The following is a 16,871-nucleotide window of genomic DNA, read 5'->3' as shown; positions in this document are numbered from 1 at the left end:
GTGCTCACCCGGCGGTCAGTCGGCGGTCACTCGGCGGTCTTCTCCGCCGTCTGCGTGGCAGTCGCCACGGGCGCGCCAGTGGCGGGGGCGGATGCCTGAGCCCGGCCGATGCCCTCGCCGAGCCCCTCGCCGAGGCCGCGGCCGATGGCCTGTCCCTGGATGATGGCGGCGAGGTCGAGGCCGGTGGCGGAGCTGACGCTGTCGAACACCGAGCGCATCGCTCTGGCGCTGTCGCCGCCCACGACGCTGGAGGCGCCGTCCTCGCCGGAGCCGCCGATGATCGACACGTTGCCGATCGCCGCGTAGCCCTTCGCGAATTCGGACATGATCGACGGCAGCACCTCGAGCACGCGCTGTGACAGGAACGCCTCCTGGTTGGACGCGATGGCCTTCGCCTCCGCCTCGACGGCGGCGGCGCGGGCTTCACCCTCGGCTCGGATCGCCTCGGCCTCGGCATTGGCGCGCACGCGGCGGGCCTCGGCCTCTGCTTCGGCCTGCGCGCGCAGAGCATTGGCCTCACCGGTGGCCTTCGCCTCGGCCGCGGCGGCCTCACCGGCTGCACGCGCCTTGTCTGCCTGCGCCTGCTGCTCGGCGATGCGCGTGCGCGCCTCGGCCTGCTTGACCTGCTCGATCGCGGCAGCCTCAGCGGCCTTCTCACGGGTGAACAGGTCGGCCTGGGCGCGGGTCTCGGCCTCGTACCGCTGCGCGTCGGCGACGCGCTTGACGTCGGCATCCAGCTGAGCCTGCTTGTTCTCGGCCTGCTGCTGCAGAACGGCCTGCTCGGCCTGGGCGCGGGCGAGCTGCTCGGCCTGCTCGGCCTCGGCACGGGCGCGGCCGATGCCGGCGTTCGCGTTGGCGGTGTTGGTGTCGAGCGCGGTCTGCTCGATCAGGTTGGCTTCCTGGTTGGCGATGTTCTTCTGGTTGATCGCACGGTCGGCGTTGGTCTGCGAGATCTCCGCGGCCTGGCGCTTGGCCTGGATCTCGGGCGCACCCAGCGACTGGATGTAGCCGACCTTGTCGGTGATGCCCTTGATCTGGAACGAGTCCAGGATCAGACCCTGATCGGCGAGTTCACTTGAGACGTCGGCGGCGATCTGATCCGAGAACTTCTTGCGCTCGCGCATGAGCTCCACGACGGACAGCGTGGCGACGATGCCGCGCAGCGCGCCCTCCAGCTGCTCGGTGGTGAACTGCTCGATGGCCTTGTCCTGCGAGGCGAAGCGCTCGGCGGCGCGGCGCACGTACAGCGGATCGGAGCCGATCTTCACGATCGCGACGCCGTCGACGTTCAGCGTGACGGAATCCAGTGACTGCGCCTCCGCGTTCAGCAGCACCTGACGCGAGCGCAGCGAGATGATCTCGTGGCGCTGCGTGATCGGGTTGACGAGCGACTTGCCGTTGACGATGACCGTCACGGGCGATTCGCCGAGTTCGGAGCTGGTGCTGCCGTCGGCGTTGATCACCGCGCGCTGCACCTTCTGCTTGCGACCTGAGATGACCAGCGCCTCGTCGGCGCGGGCGACCTTGATCCAGCTGCGTGCGAACAGCAGCAGGATGAGCGCGATGATGATGGCGGCGGCGACGGCGATGCCGACGACGATCAGGATGCCGATGATTCCGGCGATCTCCATAGAAGTACCCTTCCCCTCACAAGGTGTGTTCGGGAACCACCCTGCCAGATTCCTGGTGAAGGGGTGACACAAGGATCCCTGAGCCTCGACCACTGGGTCCCTGAGCCTCGACCACTGGGTCCCTGAGCCTCGACCACCGGGTCCCTGAGCCCGTCGCCTGTAGTGAGCGAGCGGAGCGAGTCGAAGTGAAGGGTCGCGTCAGTTCCCGCGCAGCTTCTGAGTGAGTGCGTACAGGGTCGCCAGCTCCTCGTCATCCAGGCGCGACATCCTCTCGGCGATGGAGCGGCCGTGGCGGGTGGCCATCTGACGGAACGCCCGGGCGCCGGCATCCGTCGCCGTGAGGAGCGCGCCGCGACCGTCCTCGGGATCGACCGCCTTGGTGATGAGCTCGCGGGCGACCATCCGGTCGACCAGGCGCGAGACGCTGGGCTGGCTGATCAGCGAGTTGGCGGTGACGTCACGCAGACGCGCGGTCATCTCGCCGGAGCGCACCACCGTGAGCAGCACGTCGTACTCGGCTTCGGTGATGTCGGCGGCGCTGAAGTCGCCGGACATCTCGGCGAGCAGCTCGTGCTGGGCGCGGAACAGGCTCTCCCAGGCGCGGAGTGCGAGCTCTCGATCGGTCATGACCATCAGCGTAGTGTCGTGCGGCGACATCACGGGCGCAGCGGATGCCGGGCACAAGTAAGGGCCGGTCGGAGAGGCTTCCGGCCGGCCCTTGTCCCTTGCACCAAGAGTGTCCTGCAATCACATGCGGTTCATGCCACAGCAAACATTCACCGTGCGATGAGTGTATAACGGCGAGGTAACGAATGCAACGGTTTGGTCACGGAAATCGTCACTCCGGTCGGCCCACAGTGGCGGGCACGCCGTCGAGCCGCTCCCGCGCCTGCATGATCAGGACGTCGGCGAGATCCCGCATCGCCGTCAGCTCGCGGACGCGACGGTCGAGCACTTCACGTCGTCGCAGCAGCGCATCGACCATTGCAGGCGTGGTGCGATGAGTGCATGCGCACGGCATCATCGTCGCGATGGTCGCGCTGTTCAGGCCGGCGGCGAGGAAGTACTGGATGAGGATGACGTGGTCCACGGAGTCGTCGCCGTATTCGCGCATCCCGCCTGGCGTGCGCGTCGGAGCAAGCAGCCCCTGCTCCTCGTAGTACCGCAGCGAGCGAGGGCTCGTGCCGGTGCGGCGTGCGAGCTCGGCGATCCTCATGGCTTGACCCTCACACCGGTGTCAGCTCCTACTCTTCCTGACATGAACATCGAGAACTCCACCGCACTCGTCACCGGCGCCAACCGCGGGCTCGGGCGCGTCTTCACCCGCCAGCTGCTCTCCCGCGGAGCCCGCGCGGTGTACGCCACCGCGCGGCGCCCGGAGACCCTGGATGCGCTGCGCGCCGAATACGGCGACCGCGTGCGCACGCTGGCCGTCGACATCACCCGCGAGGAGACCATCCAGGCAGCCCGCGACGCCGCGGCCGACGTGGACCTGCTCGTCAACAACGCCGGGATCGCGACCGGCACCCCGCTCGTCACCGGTGAGCTCGACGCCGTGCGCGCCGAGCTGGACACGCACTTCTGGGGCACGCTCAGGATGACCAGGGCCTTCGCCCCCGTGCTCGCCGCGAACGGCGGCGGGGCGATCATCAACGTCATGTCAGCGCTCTCCTTCATCTCGGATGTCGGCCACGGGGCGTACGCCGTGGGCAAGGCGGCCCAGTGGCAGCTCACCAACGCGGTGCGCCTCGAGCTCGCTGCACAGGGCACTCACGTGCTGGCCGTGCACCTGGCCGCTACGGATACCGACATGATGGCGGGCATCGACATTCCCAAGAACGGCCCGGAGGTGGTCATCTCGGCCGCGCTCGATGCGCTCGTCGAGGGTCGTCTCGAGATGCTCGACGCCCAGACGGCGGGCATCAAGCAACTGCTCTCGAGCGCACCGGAGCGGATCTACCCGCAGCTCGCCGACGTCGCGCACTGATGCGGCCGCCGCTTCATCCGTCTTGTCGGGCATCGCCCTGACGCGGCATCCGCCATGCACCGGTCGCGTTCCGCGCGCGCCGTCTCGACGAAGCGCTGCACCGCCCCGGATTGCCCAGCCGGTCGAACGCGGTGTCCAGGTGCTGCTCGAGAGCGCGAAGGTACTGACCGTGCACATTGAACATCGCCGACCCGAGCGGGTCTCCGAACGCCCTGAGGTCCGCCTGCCCCCGCAGCGTCAGCTCGGCCGGCTGGTCATCGTCCAGCTCTCCCATGAGCCGGAGCGCCTCCGCCCGCGACGGCGCGCGATGCCAGCCCGCAGGATGCGCCGCGCGCATCCTCTCGCCGGCAACATCACCGGCGCCGACCTCGTGATCGACGGCGGCCTCACCACGCAGCCGTGACGGGAGCGCGCACGCACCAGGTGATGCGAGGGTCCGCCGGCGCGGCGGGCACACCGGGCCTTCGGAAGAGGTCAGGCCCGGGCTGCGATTCCGGAGGCATCCACCCCAGACGGCAGCGCCCCGAAGAGGTGCCCGTAGGTCGCACCGTCGCCCAGTCGGGAGGCGACGAAACCGTCCGCGACTGCGGCCGGGGCGGTGCGCAGCAGCAGGGACGCCTGCAATGCCAGCGCCATGTCGGCGACCAGCCGTCTGGCCTGCGTCTCCGGTGCGGGGGAGGAGAGGATGCCGCGGGCGAGCCCCCGCATCCGCCCGAGGTGCGCATCGAACCGGGCATCCGTCCCCGAGGCCAGAGCGACTTCCGCGTCGAACGCCTCGAACGACTCCGGCTCGCGGGTCAGGGCGCGCAGCACGTCCAGGGCGATCACATTGCCCGAGCCCTCCCAGACCGCCATGACGGGCTGCTCGCGATAACGCAGCGCGAGCGGGAAGTCCTCGGTGATGCCGTTGCCGCCCAGGCACTCCAGCGCCTCGGCGGCGTGCGCTGGACCGCGCTTGCACACCCAGTACTTCATGACCGCGGTTCCCAGCCGTCGGAACGCCGTCTCCTGGTCATCGGCGTCCACGTCGTACGCCCGTGCGAGGCGCAGCGCGGCGGCCGTCGCCGCCTCGGTCTCCAGCTGCAGATCGGCCACGACGGCCGTCATCGCAGGCTGATCGATCAGCATCCGCCCGAACGCGGCACGATGCCGCACATGCCAGGCCGCCTCGGCCGTCGCCTGCCGCATCCCCGCGGCAGAGCCGAGAATGCAGTCCAGCCGTGTGTTCGCGACCATCTCGATGATCGTCCGCACGCCCCGGCCCTCCTCCCCGACCAACCGCCCGATCGCTCCCTCGTACTCCACCTCGCTGGATGCGTTCGACCGGTTGCCCAGCTTGTCCTTCAGTCGCATGATCCGGATGCCATTGAGTGTGCCGTCCTCCAGCATTCGCGGCAGCAGGAAGCACGACAGCCCGCCGGGGGCCTGCGCGAGCACGAGGAACGCGTCGGACATCGGGGCCGAGCAGAACCACTTGTGGCCGGTCAGCGCATACCGTCCATCGCCCAGTGGCGCTGCCGCTGTGGTGTTGGCGCGCACATCCGAGCCGCCCTGCTTCTCGGTCATCGCCATGCCGAACAGCGCACTGCTCTTGCCGATGCGCAGTGCGCCGTCGTACTCGGTCGACAGCATCCGCGGCATCCATTCGGCGGCGAGATCATCGTTCGCGGCGATCACCGGCACAGCGGAGTGCGTCATCGAGATCGGGCACGCGTGCCCCGGCTCCACCTGTGCGAACAGCATGAACGCCGCTGCGCGGGCGACGCCGGCGCCGGGACCCGGGCTGGCGAACGCGCCGGTGTGCGCTCCGGCTGCGACGGCCGCGCCGATGATGCGGTGATACGACGGGTCGTACTCGACCTCGTCGATGCGGAAGCCCCACCTGTCGTGCGTGTGCAGCACCGGCTCATGGCGGTCGGCTCGTCGGGCATCCGCCTGGAACTCCGCCCCGCCCACCAGCCGGCCGACTCCGCCCAGCTGCTCGTGCGCCCAGCCGGCGTCGTAGCGCGCCACGCCCTCGACCAGGGCCGGGTTGACCGCGTATTCGTCCAGTCCGACCCGGGGCGGCGCCTGATTGGCGACGATGTGCGTGCTCACGATTCCTCCTCGACGGCGCTGCGGGTTCGCCGGAGCCGGAGCCGGAGTCGGAGCCGGTGGCGGTGGGTCTCATCGGCCGTCGATCTCGATGCAATCACTGACCGTCCGCCGAGACAAGGGACCCTCACCGGCGCCGGGGCGGCGCAACCGCCTTCCCCTCCGAAACCGGTCGTGATAGACAACGCCCATGGGCCTGCGCGCGTGGTACCGATCGACCGGGGCGGATCTGCCGTTCCAGAGCCCGTTGCCCGCGCATCCGGGGGTCGCGATGGAGGGCTACTTCTGGCGCATCACCGATCCCGCGACCGGCCGGGTGATGATCGCCCTGAACGGCGTCAACCTCGGCCCGAAAGGGCCATGGGCGACCCTCGGGTTCGCCGCGCATCCGAGCGGGTTCCTGCGCGTGGACGCGCATCGGACGGCATCCGCCGACCCGACCCGTGTGGGCGCCCATGCCGGCGACGCCTTCCATGGCGACGACCGGAGGCTGTGCGTCGACCTCGGACCCGATGCCCGCCTCGACGTGACGATCAGCGACCCGCTGCCCTGGTCACACCGTGCGTTCGGCGGATCGAGCATCTTTCAGGCCGTGCCGGCGCTGAACCAGTACTGGCATCCGTGGCTGCTCGGCGGGCGGGTCAACGGCACCGCACGTCTGGGCGATGAGACCTGGCAGCTGCGCGACGCGCAGATCTACGCCGAGAAGAACTGGGGCCGGGAGGGGTTCCCCGATTCCTGGTGGTGGGGGCAGGCGCAGGGATTCGAAGAACGCGACGCGTGCGTGGCGTTCGCGGGCGGGCAGATCCACGCGGGGCCATTACGCACCGAGGTGACGGGACTGGTGGTGCGGCTGCCGGGCGGGCGCGTCATCCGGCTCGGCAACCCCGGCGTCAGCCCGGTGCACGCGGTCGCCGAGGATGAGAGGTGGATGCTGCGGGGCCGGGGCTTCGGATGGACGATCGACATCGACGGGACGGCACCGCGGGGCGCATCCCACATCCTGCCGGTGCCGCTGCCGTCTCAGGAGCGCAACACCGCGGGCGCACTCGAGCACCTCGCCGGAGTGCTCGAGGTCACGGTGCGGCGACGTGGTCGCGTCGTCTGGGCGGGGCGCTCCGCGCTGGCGGGGCTGGAGCACGGCGGGCTCGAGCGTGCGCGGGCCGAGCTGGTGCGCCGCGGGCTGGATCCGGCGGCGACCCATGCCCCGCCTGTCACCGGCTGATCGGGGAGCGATCACCCGGAGGGATCAGAACACCGGAACCCCGTCGCGCACGAGCCTCCAGTTCTCCACGTGGAAGTCGGCGGGATCGATCACTCCCGCAGCCGTGGCGTACGCGACGATGGCCTCTCGGATCGCGACCTGCGCGTTGTACACCACGGGTGCCGTGGTGACGTGCGGGAAGCCGCCGCCGCCGGACTGGCGGTAGTTGTTGATCGCCACGACGAACCTCGCGTCCGGATCCACGGGCGCACCGTCCCACGACAGGTTCAGGATGCGCGACCCGACCGGCTGTGCGATGTCCACGTCGTAGGTCACGCCCGAGAACTGGTCGTAGTTGTAATCCGGGGTGCCCAGCGCTCGGGTCCAGCTGTCGGGCGCGACGGGAGCAGACGACGCCACCTGCGCGAAGTACTTCGCCGAGTACTCCAGGTAGTCCTTGATCTGCGCGCCGCTGAGCACCGAGGCCATCGATGGAACCACTGCGGGAGACGTGCGGGAAGAGACTTGCGGTGAACGTCGGATGACGGAAAGTCCTAACCTGATGCCATGAGCGAAGCAGTCGAATACATCGTCACAGGGCTGGACGGCACCGATGAGGGCGCACCCGGTCGGCGTCTGGCCGTGCGCGCCGAGCACCTGGCCGGGGCGCAGCGCCTGGCGGATGCCGGCGTGCTGCGCAGCGCCGCCGCGCTGGTCGACGACGGCGGGGCCATGATCGGCTCGTCGCTGCACGTCGAGTTCCCCGACGAGGACGCGTTCCGCGCCTGGTACGACGCGGAGCCGTACATCACCGGCGGCGTCTGGAAGGACATCACCATCCAGCCGGTGAAGTTCTTCCGCCCGGCGGCCTGAATCCCGACATCCGCTCTCGGCTCTGGCTGCCGCGCCGCCCGCGGGCTAGGGTCTCATCATGAGCGAGAAGCAGAACCTGCAGGGTCGTCGGTGGCTGCTCGGCATCACGCTGATGGCGGCGGAACAGGCGCCGAGAATCCTCCAGGTCTGCGCGGCGACCGAGGGCGATGACGCCGCCTTGAATCGCGCGCTGTGCGCAGAGCTGGACATCAGTCCCATCGACGCGGAGGTCATCCTCTCGCTGCAGGTGCGCAGGTTCTCGCCGGGCTCCATCGCGCGCATCCGCGCCGACCTCGCGCACATCGAGAGGCGCCTCGAAGTCGTGGCGGATGCGTGAGTCGTCCTTCTAAAAAATATAAGACTTGCATTTAGAAGCCCTTCGGGTGTCTCATAGAGGGAGAAGACGGCACGGAGGGTGGCCATGAGCATGACAGCGATTCACGACGGCAGCGCACGGGAAGTGCGCGATGACGCGCCCCAGCGGACGCGCATCGAGGCAGTTCCCCGAGCCGTCGACCTGGCCGCCGCCGAGCAGGCCGGACGGGCGTTCCTGAAGGCCCTGGGCATCGATCCCGACGACCCCGCCGCCCCGGACATGGCCCGCACGCCTCGCCGCTTCGCCGAGGCCTATGCCGAGCTGATGTCGCCGGAGCCATTCGACTTCACCACGTTCGCCAACTCCGAGGGCTACGACGAACTGGTCCTCGTCCGAGACATCCCGGTGCACTCGATCTGCGAGCACCACCTGCTGCCGTTCACCGGCGTCGCGCACGTGGCCTACCTGCCCGCAGATCGAGTCGTGGGCCTGTCCAAGCTGCCGCGCATGGTGGACTACTATGCCCGCCGCCCGCAGACCCAGGAGCGCCTGACCGTGCAGATCGCCGACGCGCTGGCAGCCCGCCTGCAGCCCCGCGGCATCGGCGTGGTCATCGAGGCCACGCACACCTGCATGACCCTGCGCGGCGCCCGCGCCACCGGATCGAACACGTCGACGTCGGCGCTGCGCGGCATCCTGCGCGACGACCCGCGTTCGCGCGCCGAGTTCCTCTCGCTCGCCGCGGATCGCACGCGCTGAGCCCACAGACACACAACAGAGCACCGAAGGAAGGACACAAGATGACCATCGCGATCGTCGGCGGAGGACTCGCAGCCGCCACTGCAGCAACGGAGCTTCGTGAGAAGGGGTACGACGGGGAGGTCGTCATCTACTCCGCTGAGGACCACCTTCCCTACGAGCGTCCGCCGCTCTCCAAGGAGGTGCTGCTGGGCAGCAAGCAGGTCGAAGAGGCACAGGTGCACGATGCCGCGTGGTACACCGCGAACAACGTGCAGCTGGAGCGCGGCGTGAAGGTCGTCTCGATCGACCCGGCCGCGCACACCCTGCGCGCCGAGCCCGTCGCCGGCGGCGAGAGCACCGAGCACTCGTACGACAAGCTGCTGCTGGCCACCGGGGCCTCGCCCCGGCACTTCCCTGTCGCCGACAAGGTCTCGAACCCCGTCTACCTGCGCACCGTCGAGGACAACGCGCGCCTGCTCGAGGCTCTCAAGCCCGGCGCCAAGGTCGTCATCGTCGGCGCCGGCTGGATCGGCCTGGAGGTCGCATCGGCCGCACGTCAGAAGGATGCCGAGGTGACCGTCTACGAGGTCGCCGACCTGCCGCTGGTGGCGGTCCTCGGCCCGGAGGTCGCGACGCTGTTCGCCGACCTGCACCGCGCCCACGGCGTGGATCTGCGCCTGGGCACCCCCGTCACCGAGGAGGCCATGGCCGCGGCCGACCTCGTCGTGGTCGGCATCGGCGCCATCCCCAACATCGAACTGGCCGAGGGTGCCGGATTGGAAGTGGACCGCGGCGTGCTGGTCGATGAGACCCTGCGCACCTCCGACCCCGACATCTACGCGGTCGGTGACATCGCGCTGCAGCAGCACCCCGTGCTGGGCCGTCGCATCCGCGTGGAGCACTGGGACACCGCCATCGAGCAGGGCAAGGTCGCCGCGCACAACCTCGCAGGCGGCAGCGAGCAGTACTCGCACCTGCCGTACTTCTTCACCGACCAGTACGACCTGGGCATGGAGTACTTCGGCAGCGTCGGACCCGACGGCTACGACCGCGTCGACATCGAGGGCAACACCGACGTCGCGAACGGCGGCGCGTTCCGCGCCTACTGGGTCAAGGACGGCATCGTCCGCGCGGCCATGCACGCGAACGACTGGGACGCGTCCGACGCTGTCCGTGACAGCATCGGCACGTCTCGATGACATCGGCCGAAGGAACGGATGCCGGTACGGCGAGCCTGCCTGGGTCGCTGAGCCGGTCGAAGCGTCGCCGCATCGGCATCCGTGACTTCGACTTCTCGCGTCAGGTCGCGGTGATGGCCGTGATCAACCGCACGCCCGACTCGTTCTACGACAAGGGTGCCACGTTCGCTCTGGATCGCGCCGTGGAGAGCGCGCTGCGTGCGGGCGATCAGGGCGCCGACTGGGTGGACATCGGGGGCGTGCCGTTCGGGCGCGGCCCGGTGGTCACCACCGCCGAGGAGATCGACCGCGTGGCGCCCGTGGTGGCCGCCATCACCGCCGCCCGCCCCGAACTGGTCATCTCGGTCGACACCAACAACGCCGAGGTCGCCTCCGCGGCGATCGACGCGGGTGCCGCGGTGATCAACGACACCAGTGGGCTGGGCGACCCCCGTATGGCCGACGTGATCGCGAAGAGTCAGGCGCACGTCGTCATCACCCACAGCGTCGGTCCGCCGCGTGCCGAGAAGCCTGCCGCGCACTTCGACGACGTGGTCGGCGAGGTGCGGGCCTTCCTCGTGGAGAGGATGGCACGGGCCGAGGCCGCAGGGGTCCCGCACGAGCGGCTGATCATCGACCCCGGTCACGACCTCGACAAGAACACGCTGCACACGTTGGAGATCACCCGCCGGCTGGACGAGATCGCCACGATCGACGCGCCGCTGCTGGTGGCCGTGTCCAACAAGGACTTCATCGGCGAGTCGCTCGACCGCCCGCAGGGCGAGCGCCTCTCGGGATCGCTGGCGGCCATGACCGCGTGCATCCTCAGCGGGGCGCGGATCGTGCGCATGCACGACATCCCGCAGACCGTCGACGCGGTGCGTATGATCGAAGCGATCCAGGGGTGGCGGCAGCCGGTCAGGCTCGAGCACAACACGCACCCCACGCACAACGTCTGACAGGCTGGAGGCATGGTTGACGATGGTGTGATCGACCGGATCTGGCCGGATCCGGCATCAGCTCTGGATGATGAGGCGCTGCTGGCGCAGACGGCGTTCCCCGCTGCGGACACGTGGCTGCGCGTGAACTTCGTCGCCAGTGCCGACGGGGCGGCCACTCGCGAGGGGCGGTCGGGCACGCTGGGCGATGCCGCCGACCGGCGGATGTTCGAACTGCTGCGCAGGGAGGCCGACGTGGTGCTGGTCGGCGCCGGCACCCTGCGCGACGAGGGCTACGGCGGCTTCCGTCTGGACGACGCATCCGCCGCATGGCGGATGGATGCCGGGATGCCCGCGCATCCCGTGCTGGCCACGGTCAGCCGGAGGCTGGCGCTCGATCCCGCATCGGAGTTGTTCACGGACGCGCCGGTGCGGCCGATCGTGTACACCACGGCATCCGCTCCTGCCGACAGACGAGAGGCTCTGGGGGCTGTCGCCGATGTCGTTCTGGTGGGGGAGAAATCGGTCGACTTCGCGCTGATGCGCTCGGATCTGGCGTCTCGCGGCCTGCGGAGGATCCACTCCGAGGGCGGTCCGTCGCTGTTCGGCGCGCTGCTGGCGGCCGGTGCAGTGGATGCTCTGCATCTGACCCTCGCCCCGGCTGTGGACTCCGGGGATGCCGGCCGCATCGCGCGGGGCCCGTTCACTCCCGCCTCGGCGCGTCTGTCGTCGGTGCTGCGCGCCGGCGACGAGCTGCTGCTGCACTACCTGCTCTGAGGCTGGGCGGCCCTGCTGCGGACCTGGTCGCGCTGCGAGTCCGGGTCCCTGAGCCTGTCGAAGGGGCGCCCCGGCGTGTCCCCGCCCGCGGGTAGCCTCGGAGCATGAGCTTCCGCGGCAGCATCCAGACGCCGGTGCGCGCTGTCGGCGTGGAGAGCGACGGCGCTGCCATCACACGTGTGTTCTGGGTGCGGGAGGCGGAAGAAGAGGATGCCGGTGAGCCCGACGATCTCGTGCGCGAGGCACTCGCGCAGCTCGACGCCTACTTCGCGGGGCACCTGACGGCGTTCGACGTGCCGTTAGACCTGGGCCGCCAGACCGAGGCCACCCGCGCGGTGCTCATGACACTGTACGACACCGTCGGCCATGGCGAGACCGTCACCTACGGCGAGCTGGCCGCGCGCAGCGGCACCACCGTTCCCGCCCGGGGCATCGGCTCGATCATGGGCGCCAATCCCATCCCGATCATCGTGCCCTGCCATCGCGTGGTGGCCGGCGACGGGCTCGGCGGCTACTCCGGCGGACGCGAGGGCGAGGGGCTGCTCACCAAGCGGTGGCTGCTCGAGCACGAGGGTGCTCTGCCGACCGCGCTGTTCTGAGCGGTGCGTGCGGTCAGCCGAAGGCCCGCGTGAGCTTCCGCGGATTGCACACCTGGCGGATGCCGCGGATGCGGCCCGCCGTGTCGAACTCGAGCGTCAGCACATCCGTGCGGCCGGAATGCGTGAGGGCGAAGCCCGGCTCGCCGTTGACCTCCAACGAGGCGATGGCGACCGTGCTGCCCTGCGCCTTCGCTTTGCCCAGCACGCCCGCATAGAAGCGGTGCACCTTCTCGGCTCCGAAGATGGGGTTGCGGGTGGCCGACACCACGCCGCCGCCGTCGGTCCACAGGATGGCGTCATCGGTCAGCAGCGCCATCAGAGCGCCGAGGTCGCCCGCTTGCACGGCATCCACCAGGGCATCGAGCGCCCGTGGGGCCGCAGCGCGCGGATGTGCGGCATCCGCATCCAGGTGCAGCCGGCGCTCGCCGCGCGAGATCAGCTGGCGCACCGCCGCCGGCGACTTCTCCAGGATCTCGCCGATCTCGGTGGCGGGCATCCCGTACGCCCGGTGCAGCACGACCGCCGCACGAGCCTCGGGTGTCAGCTGCTCGGCGAGGTGCAGCAGCGCCAGCGAGAGCATCTCGCGATCGGCCACGGCATCCTCGGGCAGGCGCGAGGTCGCGACCGGCTCGGGCAGCCAGTGCCCCGTGTAGTCCTCGCGGATGCCGGCCTGCGAGCGCGCCCGGTCGATGGACCGGCGCACGCAGGTGGTGGTGAGCCAGGCCGGCCAGGAGCGCACGAGCTCGGCATCCGCCTTCTCGGCGCGGAGCGCGTCGATAGCGACCTCCGAGACGACGTCCTCGGCGTGGCCGAAGTCACCCAGCATCCGGTACGCGATACCGATCAGGCGACCCCGCTCCGCCTCCCACGCGCGGGTGGCGGCGGTGGGCGGGGTCATGTCTTCACGCTACCTCGGATGCCGGGGTCGGGACCGGCCTGAACGACGTCAGGCGATCGGGTGCTTGTCGTCCAGCGGCGGCTGCATCTCGGTGGCGATGGCGATGCGGTTCCACACGTTGATGGTCGCGATGGCCATGATGATGCCGCCCAGCTCACCCTCGGTGAAGTGCTCGGCTGCGGCGTTCCAGATCTCGTCGGTGACGGTGTCGGGACCGAGCTTCGTGACCGCATCGGTCAGCGCGAGGGCGGCCAGCTCCTTCGGCTCGAACAGGTTCTTGGCGTGCTGCCAGGCGCCCACCGCGTGCAGCACGCGCTGCGGAATGCCGTGCTTCGCACCGTCGGTGGCGTGCATGTCCACGCAGAATCCGCAGCCGTTGAGGATCGATGCGCGCAGCTTGATGAGCTCGTACAGTCGCTTGTCCACGGCCTTGCTGGAGTACGCCTCCATCCCGAGCACCGCGGCGTAGCCGAGCTTGTTGGTGCGTGCCATGTCGATCCTGGTCATGATGTTCCTTCCTCCGGGCATCACTCGACGCCCTCATCAGTACTGTCGGATCATCTCGCACGGGTGTGACATCGGCATCCGTTTTGCGCCCGCCTTCGGCATCCGCTCGTCATCCGGCCTCGCGCACGACGCGATCCTGCGACAATGGAAGACCCCGAGCGATCCACCGAGGAGTCCTCTTGCCCAGCAGCGATATGCGGTACGTCTCCACCCGCGGCGGCATGGCGCCGCGGCCGTTCAGCGAGACCCTGCTCGAGGGGCTCGCACCCGACGGCGGCCTGGCCGTGCCCGAGGAGATGCCGTTCGTCGACGCCGAGACGCTGGAGCGCTGGCGCACGCTGACCTACCCGCAGCTGGCCGCCGAGGTGCTGGGTCTGTTCGCCACCGACATCCCGCGCGAGGACCTGGCTCGAATGACGGATGCCGCCTACGCAGGTTTCCCCGACGAGGTCGTGCCGCTGCGTTCGATCGGCGGCGGCATCACGCTGGTGGGCCTCTCCGAGGGGCCGACGCTGGCGTTCAAGGACATGGCCATGCAGTTCCTCGGCCAGGTGCTCTCGTACGTGCTGGAGCGCAAGGACCAGGTGCTCAACATCGTGGGCGCCACCTCGGGAGACACCGGATCCGCAGCTGAGCACGCGCTGCGCGGCAAGGATCGCGTCGCGGTGTTCATGCTGTCTCCGCAGGGGCGGATGAGCACGTTCCAGCGCGCGCAGATGTACTCGCTCGACGACGCCAACGTGCACAACATCGCCGTCGAGGGCGTGTTCGATGACTGCCAGAATCTGGTCAAGCGCCTCTCCGGAGACTTGGACTTCAAGCACGCACAGCACCTGGGCGCCGTGAACTCCATCAACCTCGGGCGCATCGCCGCCCAGGTCGTCTACTACTTCTGGGCCTGGCTGCGGGTGACGGATGCCGTGGAGCCGGAGCAGCGTGAGGGCTTCGAGGTGTCCTTCGCGGTGCCGTCGGGCAACTTCGGCAACATCCTCTCCGGCTTCTTCGCCAGGAGCATGGGCGTGCCGATCCGTCGCCTCGTGCTGGCGGCCAACGAGAACAACGTGCTCGACGAGTTCTTCCGCACCGGCATCTACCGGCCGCGCTCGGCCGCGGACACCTTCGCCACCTCCAGCCCGTCGATGGACATCTCCAAGGCGTCCAACCTGGAGCGCTTCATCCACGCGCTCGTCGGGCGCTCCGCGTCGGGGGTCGTGGACGCCTGGGCGGCGCTGGACCGCGACGGGTTCTTCGACTTCTCCGCCGAGCAGCCGCGCTTCGAGAGCGAGTTCGGCATCGTCAGCGGCACGTCCACGCACGCGGACCGCGTGGCCACCATCCGAGCGGTGCACGAGGAGTCCGGCGAGATCATCGACCCGCACACGGCCGACGGCGTGACCGTCGCCCGGCAGTACGTCGAGCAGGACGTGCCGATGCTCGTGCTGGAGACCGCCAAGCCGCAGAAGTTCGCCGAGACCATCGCCGAGGCCATCGGCGTGGAGCTGGAATACTCGCCCGAGCTGCAGCGGATGCTGGATGCCCCGCAGCACGTCACGGAGATGGCCGACGACGAGCAGGCGCTGCGCGCGTTCGTCGCGGAGCACGCCCTGCACTGACCCGCCGGGTGTGGTCGGCGCACGGCATCCGTCTCGGGTGACAGTCTGGGGGCCGACACGCCAGATCGGGGGCCGTTCTCACCGGACCCGGCCGACATGTGGCGTGTCGGCCCCCGATTCGTATCGGTGCCGGCTGCCCCGTGCGCGCCGAATAGGCTGAGCGGATGCAGCATGAGAGCCCCGTGCGCCCCGGTATCGCCGACCGCCTGTCCAGGATGATCCAGTTGCCGACGGTCTCGGCGGAGTTGGAGCAGCGCGGGCATGACCCGTTCGCGGCGTTCGAGGCGCTGCTGGGCGAGCTGTACCCGCTCGTGCACGAGCGCCTGACCCTGGAGAAGCACACCGACTACGGGCTGCTGTTCCACTGGAAGGGGCGGGATGCGGCATCCGATCCGGTGGTGCTGATGGCGCACTACGACGTCGTGCCGGTCGGCGAGTCCGACCCGTGGACGTACCCGCCCTTCGAGGGGCGCATCGCCGAGGGGCGCGTCTACGGACGCGGCGCGCTGGACGACAAGGGCCCGCTGATCGTCGTGATCGAGGCCGTCGAGAACCTGCTGGCAGCGGGGTTCACACCGGCCCGCGACGTGTACCTCTCGTTCGGCGGCAACGAGGAGACCTTCGGCACTGCGGCTCTGGCCATTGCGGATGCGTTCCGCGCGCGCGGCATCACTCCCTGGCTGGTGCTGGACGAAGGCGGAGCCGTGGTCGACTCGCCCCTGCCGTTCGTGCCGGGCGGCGCCGCGATGATCGGCGTGGGCGAGAAGGGCATCGTCACCCTGCGGCTGTCGGCACGGGGCGACGGCGGCCACGCGTCCACCCCGCCGACGCTCACGGCGGTGCGCCGCGTCGCGCGCGCGGTGGACCGTCTGGACCCGTCGATGTTCCGGGCGCGAACGCCGAAAGCCATCAATCGGATGCTGGCGCAGTTCGCCACGCGCACGCCCGGAGCGGCGGGGCTCGGCCTGAAGATCCTCAGCCGGATGCCGGCGATCACCGCCGCCGTGTTCTCCCGGCTCGGCGGCGAGCCGGCGGCACTCGTGCGCACCACGGTCGCCGCCACCATGCAGTCCGGCGGCACGGCCGCCAACGTCATCCCGTCGCAGGCATCCGCCACGATCAACCTGCGCCTGGCGCTGGGCGAGACCGTCGACGGCACCGTGCTGCGCATGCGCGACCGCATCGACGACCCGCTGGTGGCCATCGAGGTCGTCGACGGATCCGGTCCCTCTCCGGAGTCACCGGCGGGCGGGGCCCAGTGGGAACTGCTCGAGCAGGCGCTGAGCGTCTCGCATCCCGGCATCCCGGCCACCCCGTACGTGATGATGGCCGCCACCGACTCGCGGCACTTCCACCGCTTCTCGCCTGCCGTCTACCGCTTCGCGCCGCTGACGATGACCGGCACGCAGCGTGCGGCCATCCACGGCGTCGATGAGTATGTCGAGATCGACGCGCTGGCGCAGGGGGAGCGGTTCCATCGTGCGCTCATCGAGCGACTAGGGTGAACTCACCCGG

Annotated in this window: 19 protein-coding genes; 12 read left to right on the top strand and 7 right to left on the bottom strand. The window is 69.8% G+C overall.

Annotated elements, in window-relative coordinates; translation table 11 throughout:
- Positions 1-26 precede the first annotated feature (26 nt).
- The 3 genes from WA967_RS06735 to WA967_RS06725 form a co-directional block, all read right to left on the bottom strand.
- Positions 27-1,631 carry an SPFH domain-containing protein gene (locus tag WA967_RS06735; RefSeq protein ID WP_424420355.1) on the bottom strand — a complete coding sequence of 535 codons (1,605 nt, stop codon included), beginning with the start codon at positions 1,629-1,631 and terminating at the stop codon, positions 27-29.
- 198 nt (positions 1,632-1,829) lie between these two features.
- Complete coding sequence (locus WA967_RS06730) at positions 1,830-2,258, bottom strand: MarR family winged helix-turn-helix transcriptional regulator (protein WP_424420352.1); 429 nt, start codon at positions 2,256-2,258, stop codon at positions 1,830-1,832.
- Positions 2,259-2,469: 211 nt separating this feature from the next.
- Positions 2,470-2,847, bottom strand: a complete 378-nt coding sequence (locus WA967_RS06725) for a MerR family transcriptional regulator (RefSeq protein ID WP_424420349.1) — start codon at positions 2,845-2,847, stop codon at positions 2,470-2,472.
- 42 nt (positions 2,848-2,889) lie between these two features.
- Here WA967_RS06725 and WA967_RS06720 point away from each other — a divergent pair, with 42 nt between their 5' ends.
- Positions 2,890-3,618 carry an SDR family oxidoreductase gene (locus tag WA967_RS06720; protein WP_424420346.1) on the top strand — a complete coding sequence of 243 codons (729 nt, stop codon included), beginning with the start codon at positions 2,890-2,892 and terminating at the stop codon, positions 3,616-3,618.
- Between the two features lie 169 nt (positions 3,619-3,787).
- Positions 3,788-4,021: a hypothetical protein gene (locus WA967_RS06715; protein WP_424420343.1), complete on the top strand. Its 234-nt coding sequence runs from the start codon at positions 3,788-3,790 to the stop codon at positions 4,019-4,021.
- Positions 4,022-4,092: 71 nt separating this feature from the next.
- Here the strand turns inward: WA967_RS06715 and WA967_RS06710 are convergent, their stop codons facing one another.
- Positions 4,093-5,715 (bottom strand): acyl-CoA dehydrogenase family protein, encoded by a 1,623-nt coding sequence (locus WA967_RS06710; protein ID WP_424420340.1) that lies wholly within the window; start codon positions 5,713-5,715, stop codon positions 4,093-4,095.
- A gap of 187 nt (positions 5,716-5,902) precedes the next feature.
- On the opposite strand from WA967_RS06710, the gene WA967_RS06705 reads away from it, so the two are divergent.
- The gene (locus tag WA967_RS06705) at positions 5,903-6,937 is read left to right on the top strand and encodes a tocopherol cyclase family protein (protein WP_424420337.1); all 1,035 of its coding nucleotides are present in this window, start codon (positions 5,903-5,905) and stop codon (positions 6,935-6,937) included.
- A 24-nt stretch (positions 6,938-6,961) separates the two neighbouring features.
- Here the strand turns inward: WA967_RS06705 and WA967_RS06700 are convergent, their stop codons facing one another.
- Positions 6,962-7,405, bottom strand: coding sequence for a 5'-nucleotidase C-terminal domain-containing protein (locus WA967_RS06700; RefSeq protein WP_424420335.1), 444 nt, complete (start codon positions 7,403-7,405; stop codon positions 6,962-6,964).
- A 78-nt stretch (positions 7,406-7,483) separates the two neighbouring features.
- Between WA967_RS06700 and WA967_RS06695 the strand changes: the two genes are divergently transcribed.
- The 7 genes from WA967_RS06695 (at position 7,484) to WA967_RS06665 (ending at position 12,338) form a co-directional block, all read left to right on the top strand.
- A complete protein-coding gene (locus tag WA967_RS06695; RefSeq protein ID WP_424420332.1) occupies positions 7,484-7,789 on the top strand; it encodes a YciI family protein in 306 nt (101 codons plus the stop codon).
- 58 nt (positions 7,790-7,847) lie between these two features.
- Entirely contained in the window at positions 7,848-8,126 is a 279-nt protein-coding gene (locus WA967_RS06690; RefSeq protein ID WP_424420329.1) for a hypothetical protein, read from the top strand.
- Between the two features lie 84 nt (positions 8,127-8,210).
- Positions 8,211-8,864 (top strand): GTP cyclohydrolase I FolE, encoded by a 654-nt coding sequence (folE, locus tag WA967_RS06685; protein ID WP_424420327.1) that lies wholly within the window; start codon positions 8,211-8,213, stop codon positions 8,862-8,864.
- Between the two features lie 41 nt (positions 8,865-8,905).
- Positions 8,906-10,045, top strand: a complete 1,140-nt coding sequence (locus WA967_RS06680) for an NAD(P)/FAD-dependent oxidoreductase (RefSeq protein ID WP_424420325.1) — start codon at positions 8,906-8,908, stop codon at positions 10,043-10,045.
- On the top strand, positions 10,042-10,983 hold the full coding sequence (gene folP, locus WA967_RS06675) for a dihydropteroate synthase (protein ID WP_424420322.1): 942 nt from the start codon (positions 10,042-10,044) through the stop codon (positions 10,981-10,983). The genes WA967_RS06680 and folP overlap by 4 nt, the downstream gene beginning before the upstream one ends.
- 12 nt (positions 10,984-10,995) lie before the next feature.
- Complete coding sequence (locus WA967_RS06670) at positions 10,996-11,739, top strand: pyrimidine reductase family protein (protein WP_424420320.1); 744 nt, start codon at positions 10,996-10,998, stop codon at positions 11,737-11,739.
- Between the two features lie 104 nt (positions 11,740-11,843).
- Positions 11,844-12,338, top strand: coding sequence for a methylated-DNA--[protein]-cysteine S-methyltransferase (locus tag WA967_RS06665; protein WP_424420318.1), 495 nt, complete (start codon positions 11,844-11,846; stop codon positions 12,336-12,338).
- Between the two features lie 13 nt (positions 12,339-12,351).
- Here the strand turns inward: WA967_RS06665 and WA967_RS06660 are convergent, their stop codons facing one another.
- Both WA967_RS06660 and WA967_RS06655 read right to left on the bottom strand, forming a co-directional pair.
- The gene (locus WA967_RS06660; protein WP_424420315.1) at positions 12,352-13,236 is read right to left on the bottom strand and encodes a sigma-70 family RNA polymerase sigma factor; all 885 of its coding nucleotides are present in this window, start codon (positions 13,234-13,236) and stop codon (positions 12,352-12,354) included.
- A 48-nt stretch (positions 13,237-13,284) separates the two neighbouring features.
- The gene (locus tag WA967_RS06655) at positions 13,285-13,743 is read right to left on the bottom strand and encodes a carboxymuconolactone decarboxylase family protein (RefSeq protein ID WP_424420313.1); all 459 of its coding nucleotides are present in this window, start codon (positions 13,741-13,743) and stop codon (positions 13,285-13,287) included.
- Positions 13,744-13,937: 194 nt separating this feature from the next.
- Here WA967_RS06655 and thrC point away from each other — a divergent pair, with 194 nt between their 5' ends.
- Together thrC and WA967_RS06645 are read left to right on the top strand one after the other, a co-directional pair.
- Entirely contained in the window at positions 13,938-15,356 is a 1,419-nt protein-coding gene (gene thrC, locus WA967_RS06650) for a threonine synthase (RefSeq protein ID WP_424420566.1), read from the top strand.
- Between the two features lie 164 nt (positions 15,357-15,520).
- Complete coding sequence (locus tag WA967_RS06645; RefSeq protein ID WP_424420310.1) at positions 15,521-16,861, top strand: M20/M25/M40 family metallo-hydrolase; 1,341 nt, start codon at positions 15,521-15,523, stop codon at positions 16,859-16,861.
- The last annotated feature ends 10 nt before the right edge of the window (positions 16,862-16,871 follow it).

The sequence above is a fragment of the Microbacterium sp. genome, assembly GCF_049650565.1.
Lineage (GTDB): Bacteria > Actinomycetota > Actinomycetes > Actinomycetales > Microbacteriaceae > Microbacterium.
Note: the sequence above shows the minus strand (reverse complement) of the source record. Positions and strands in the feature narration are given on the sequence as shown.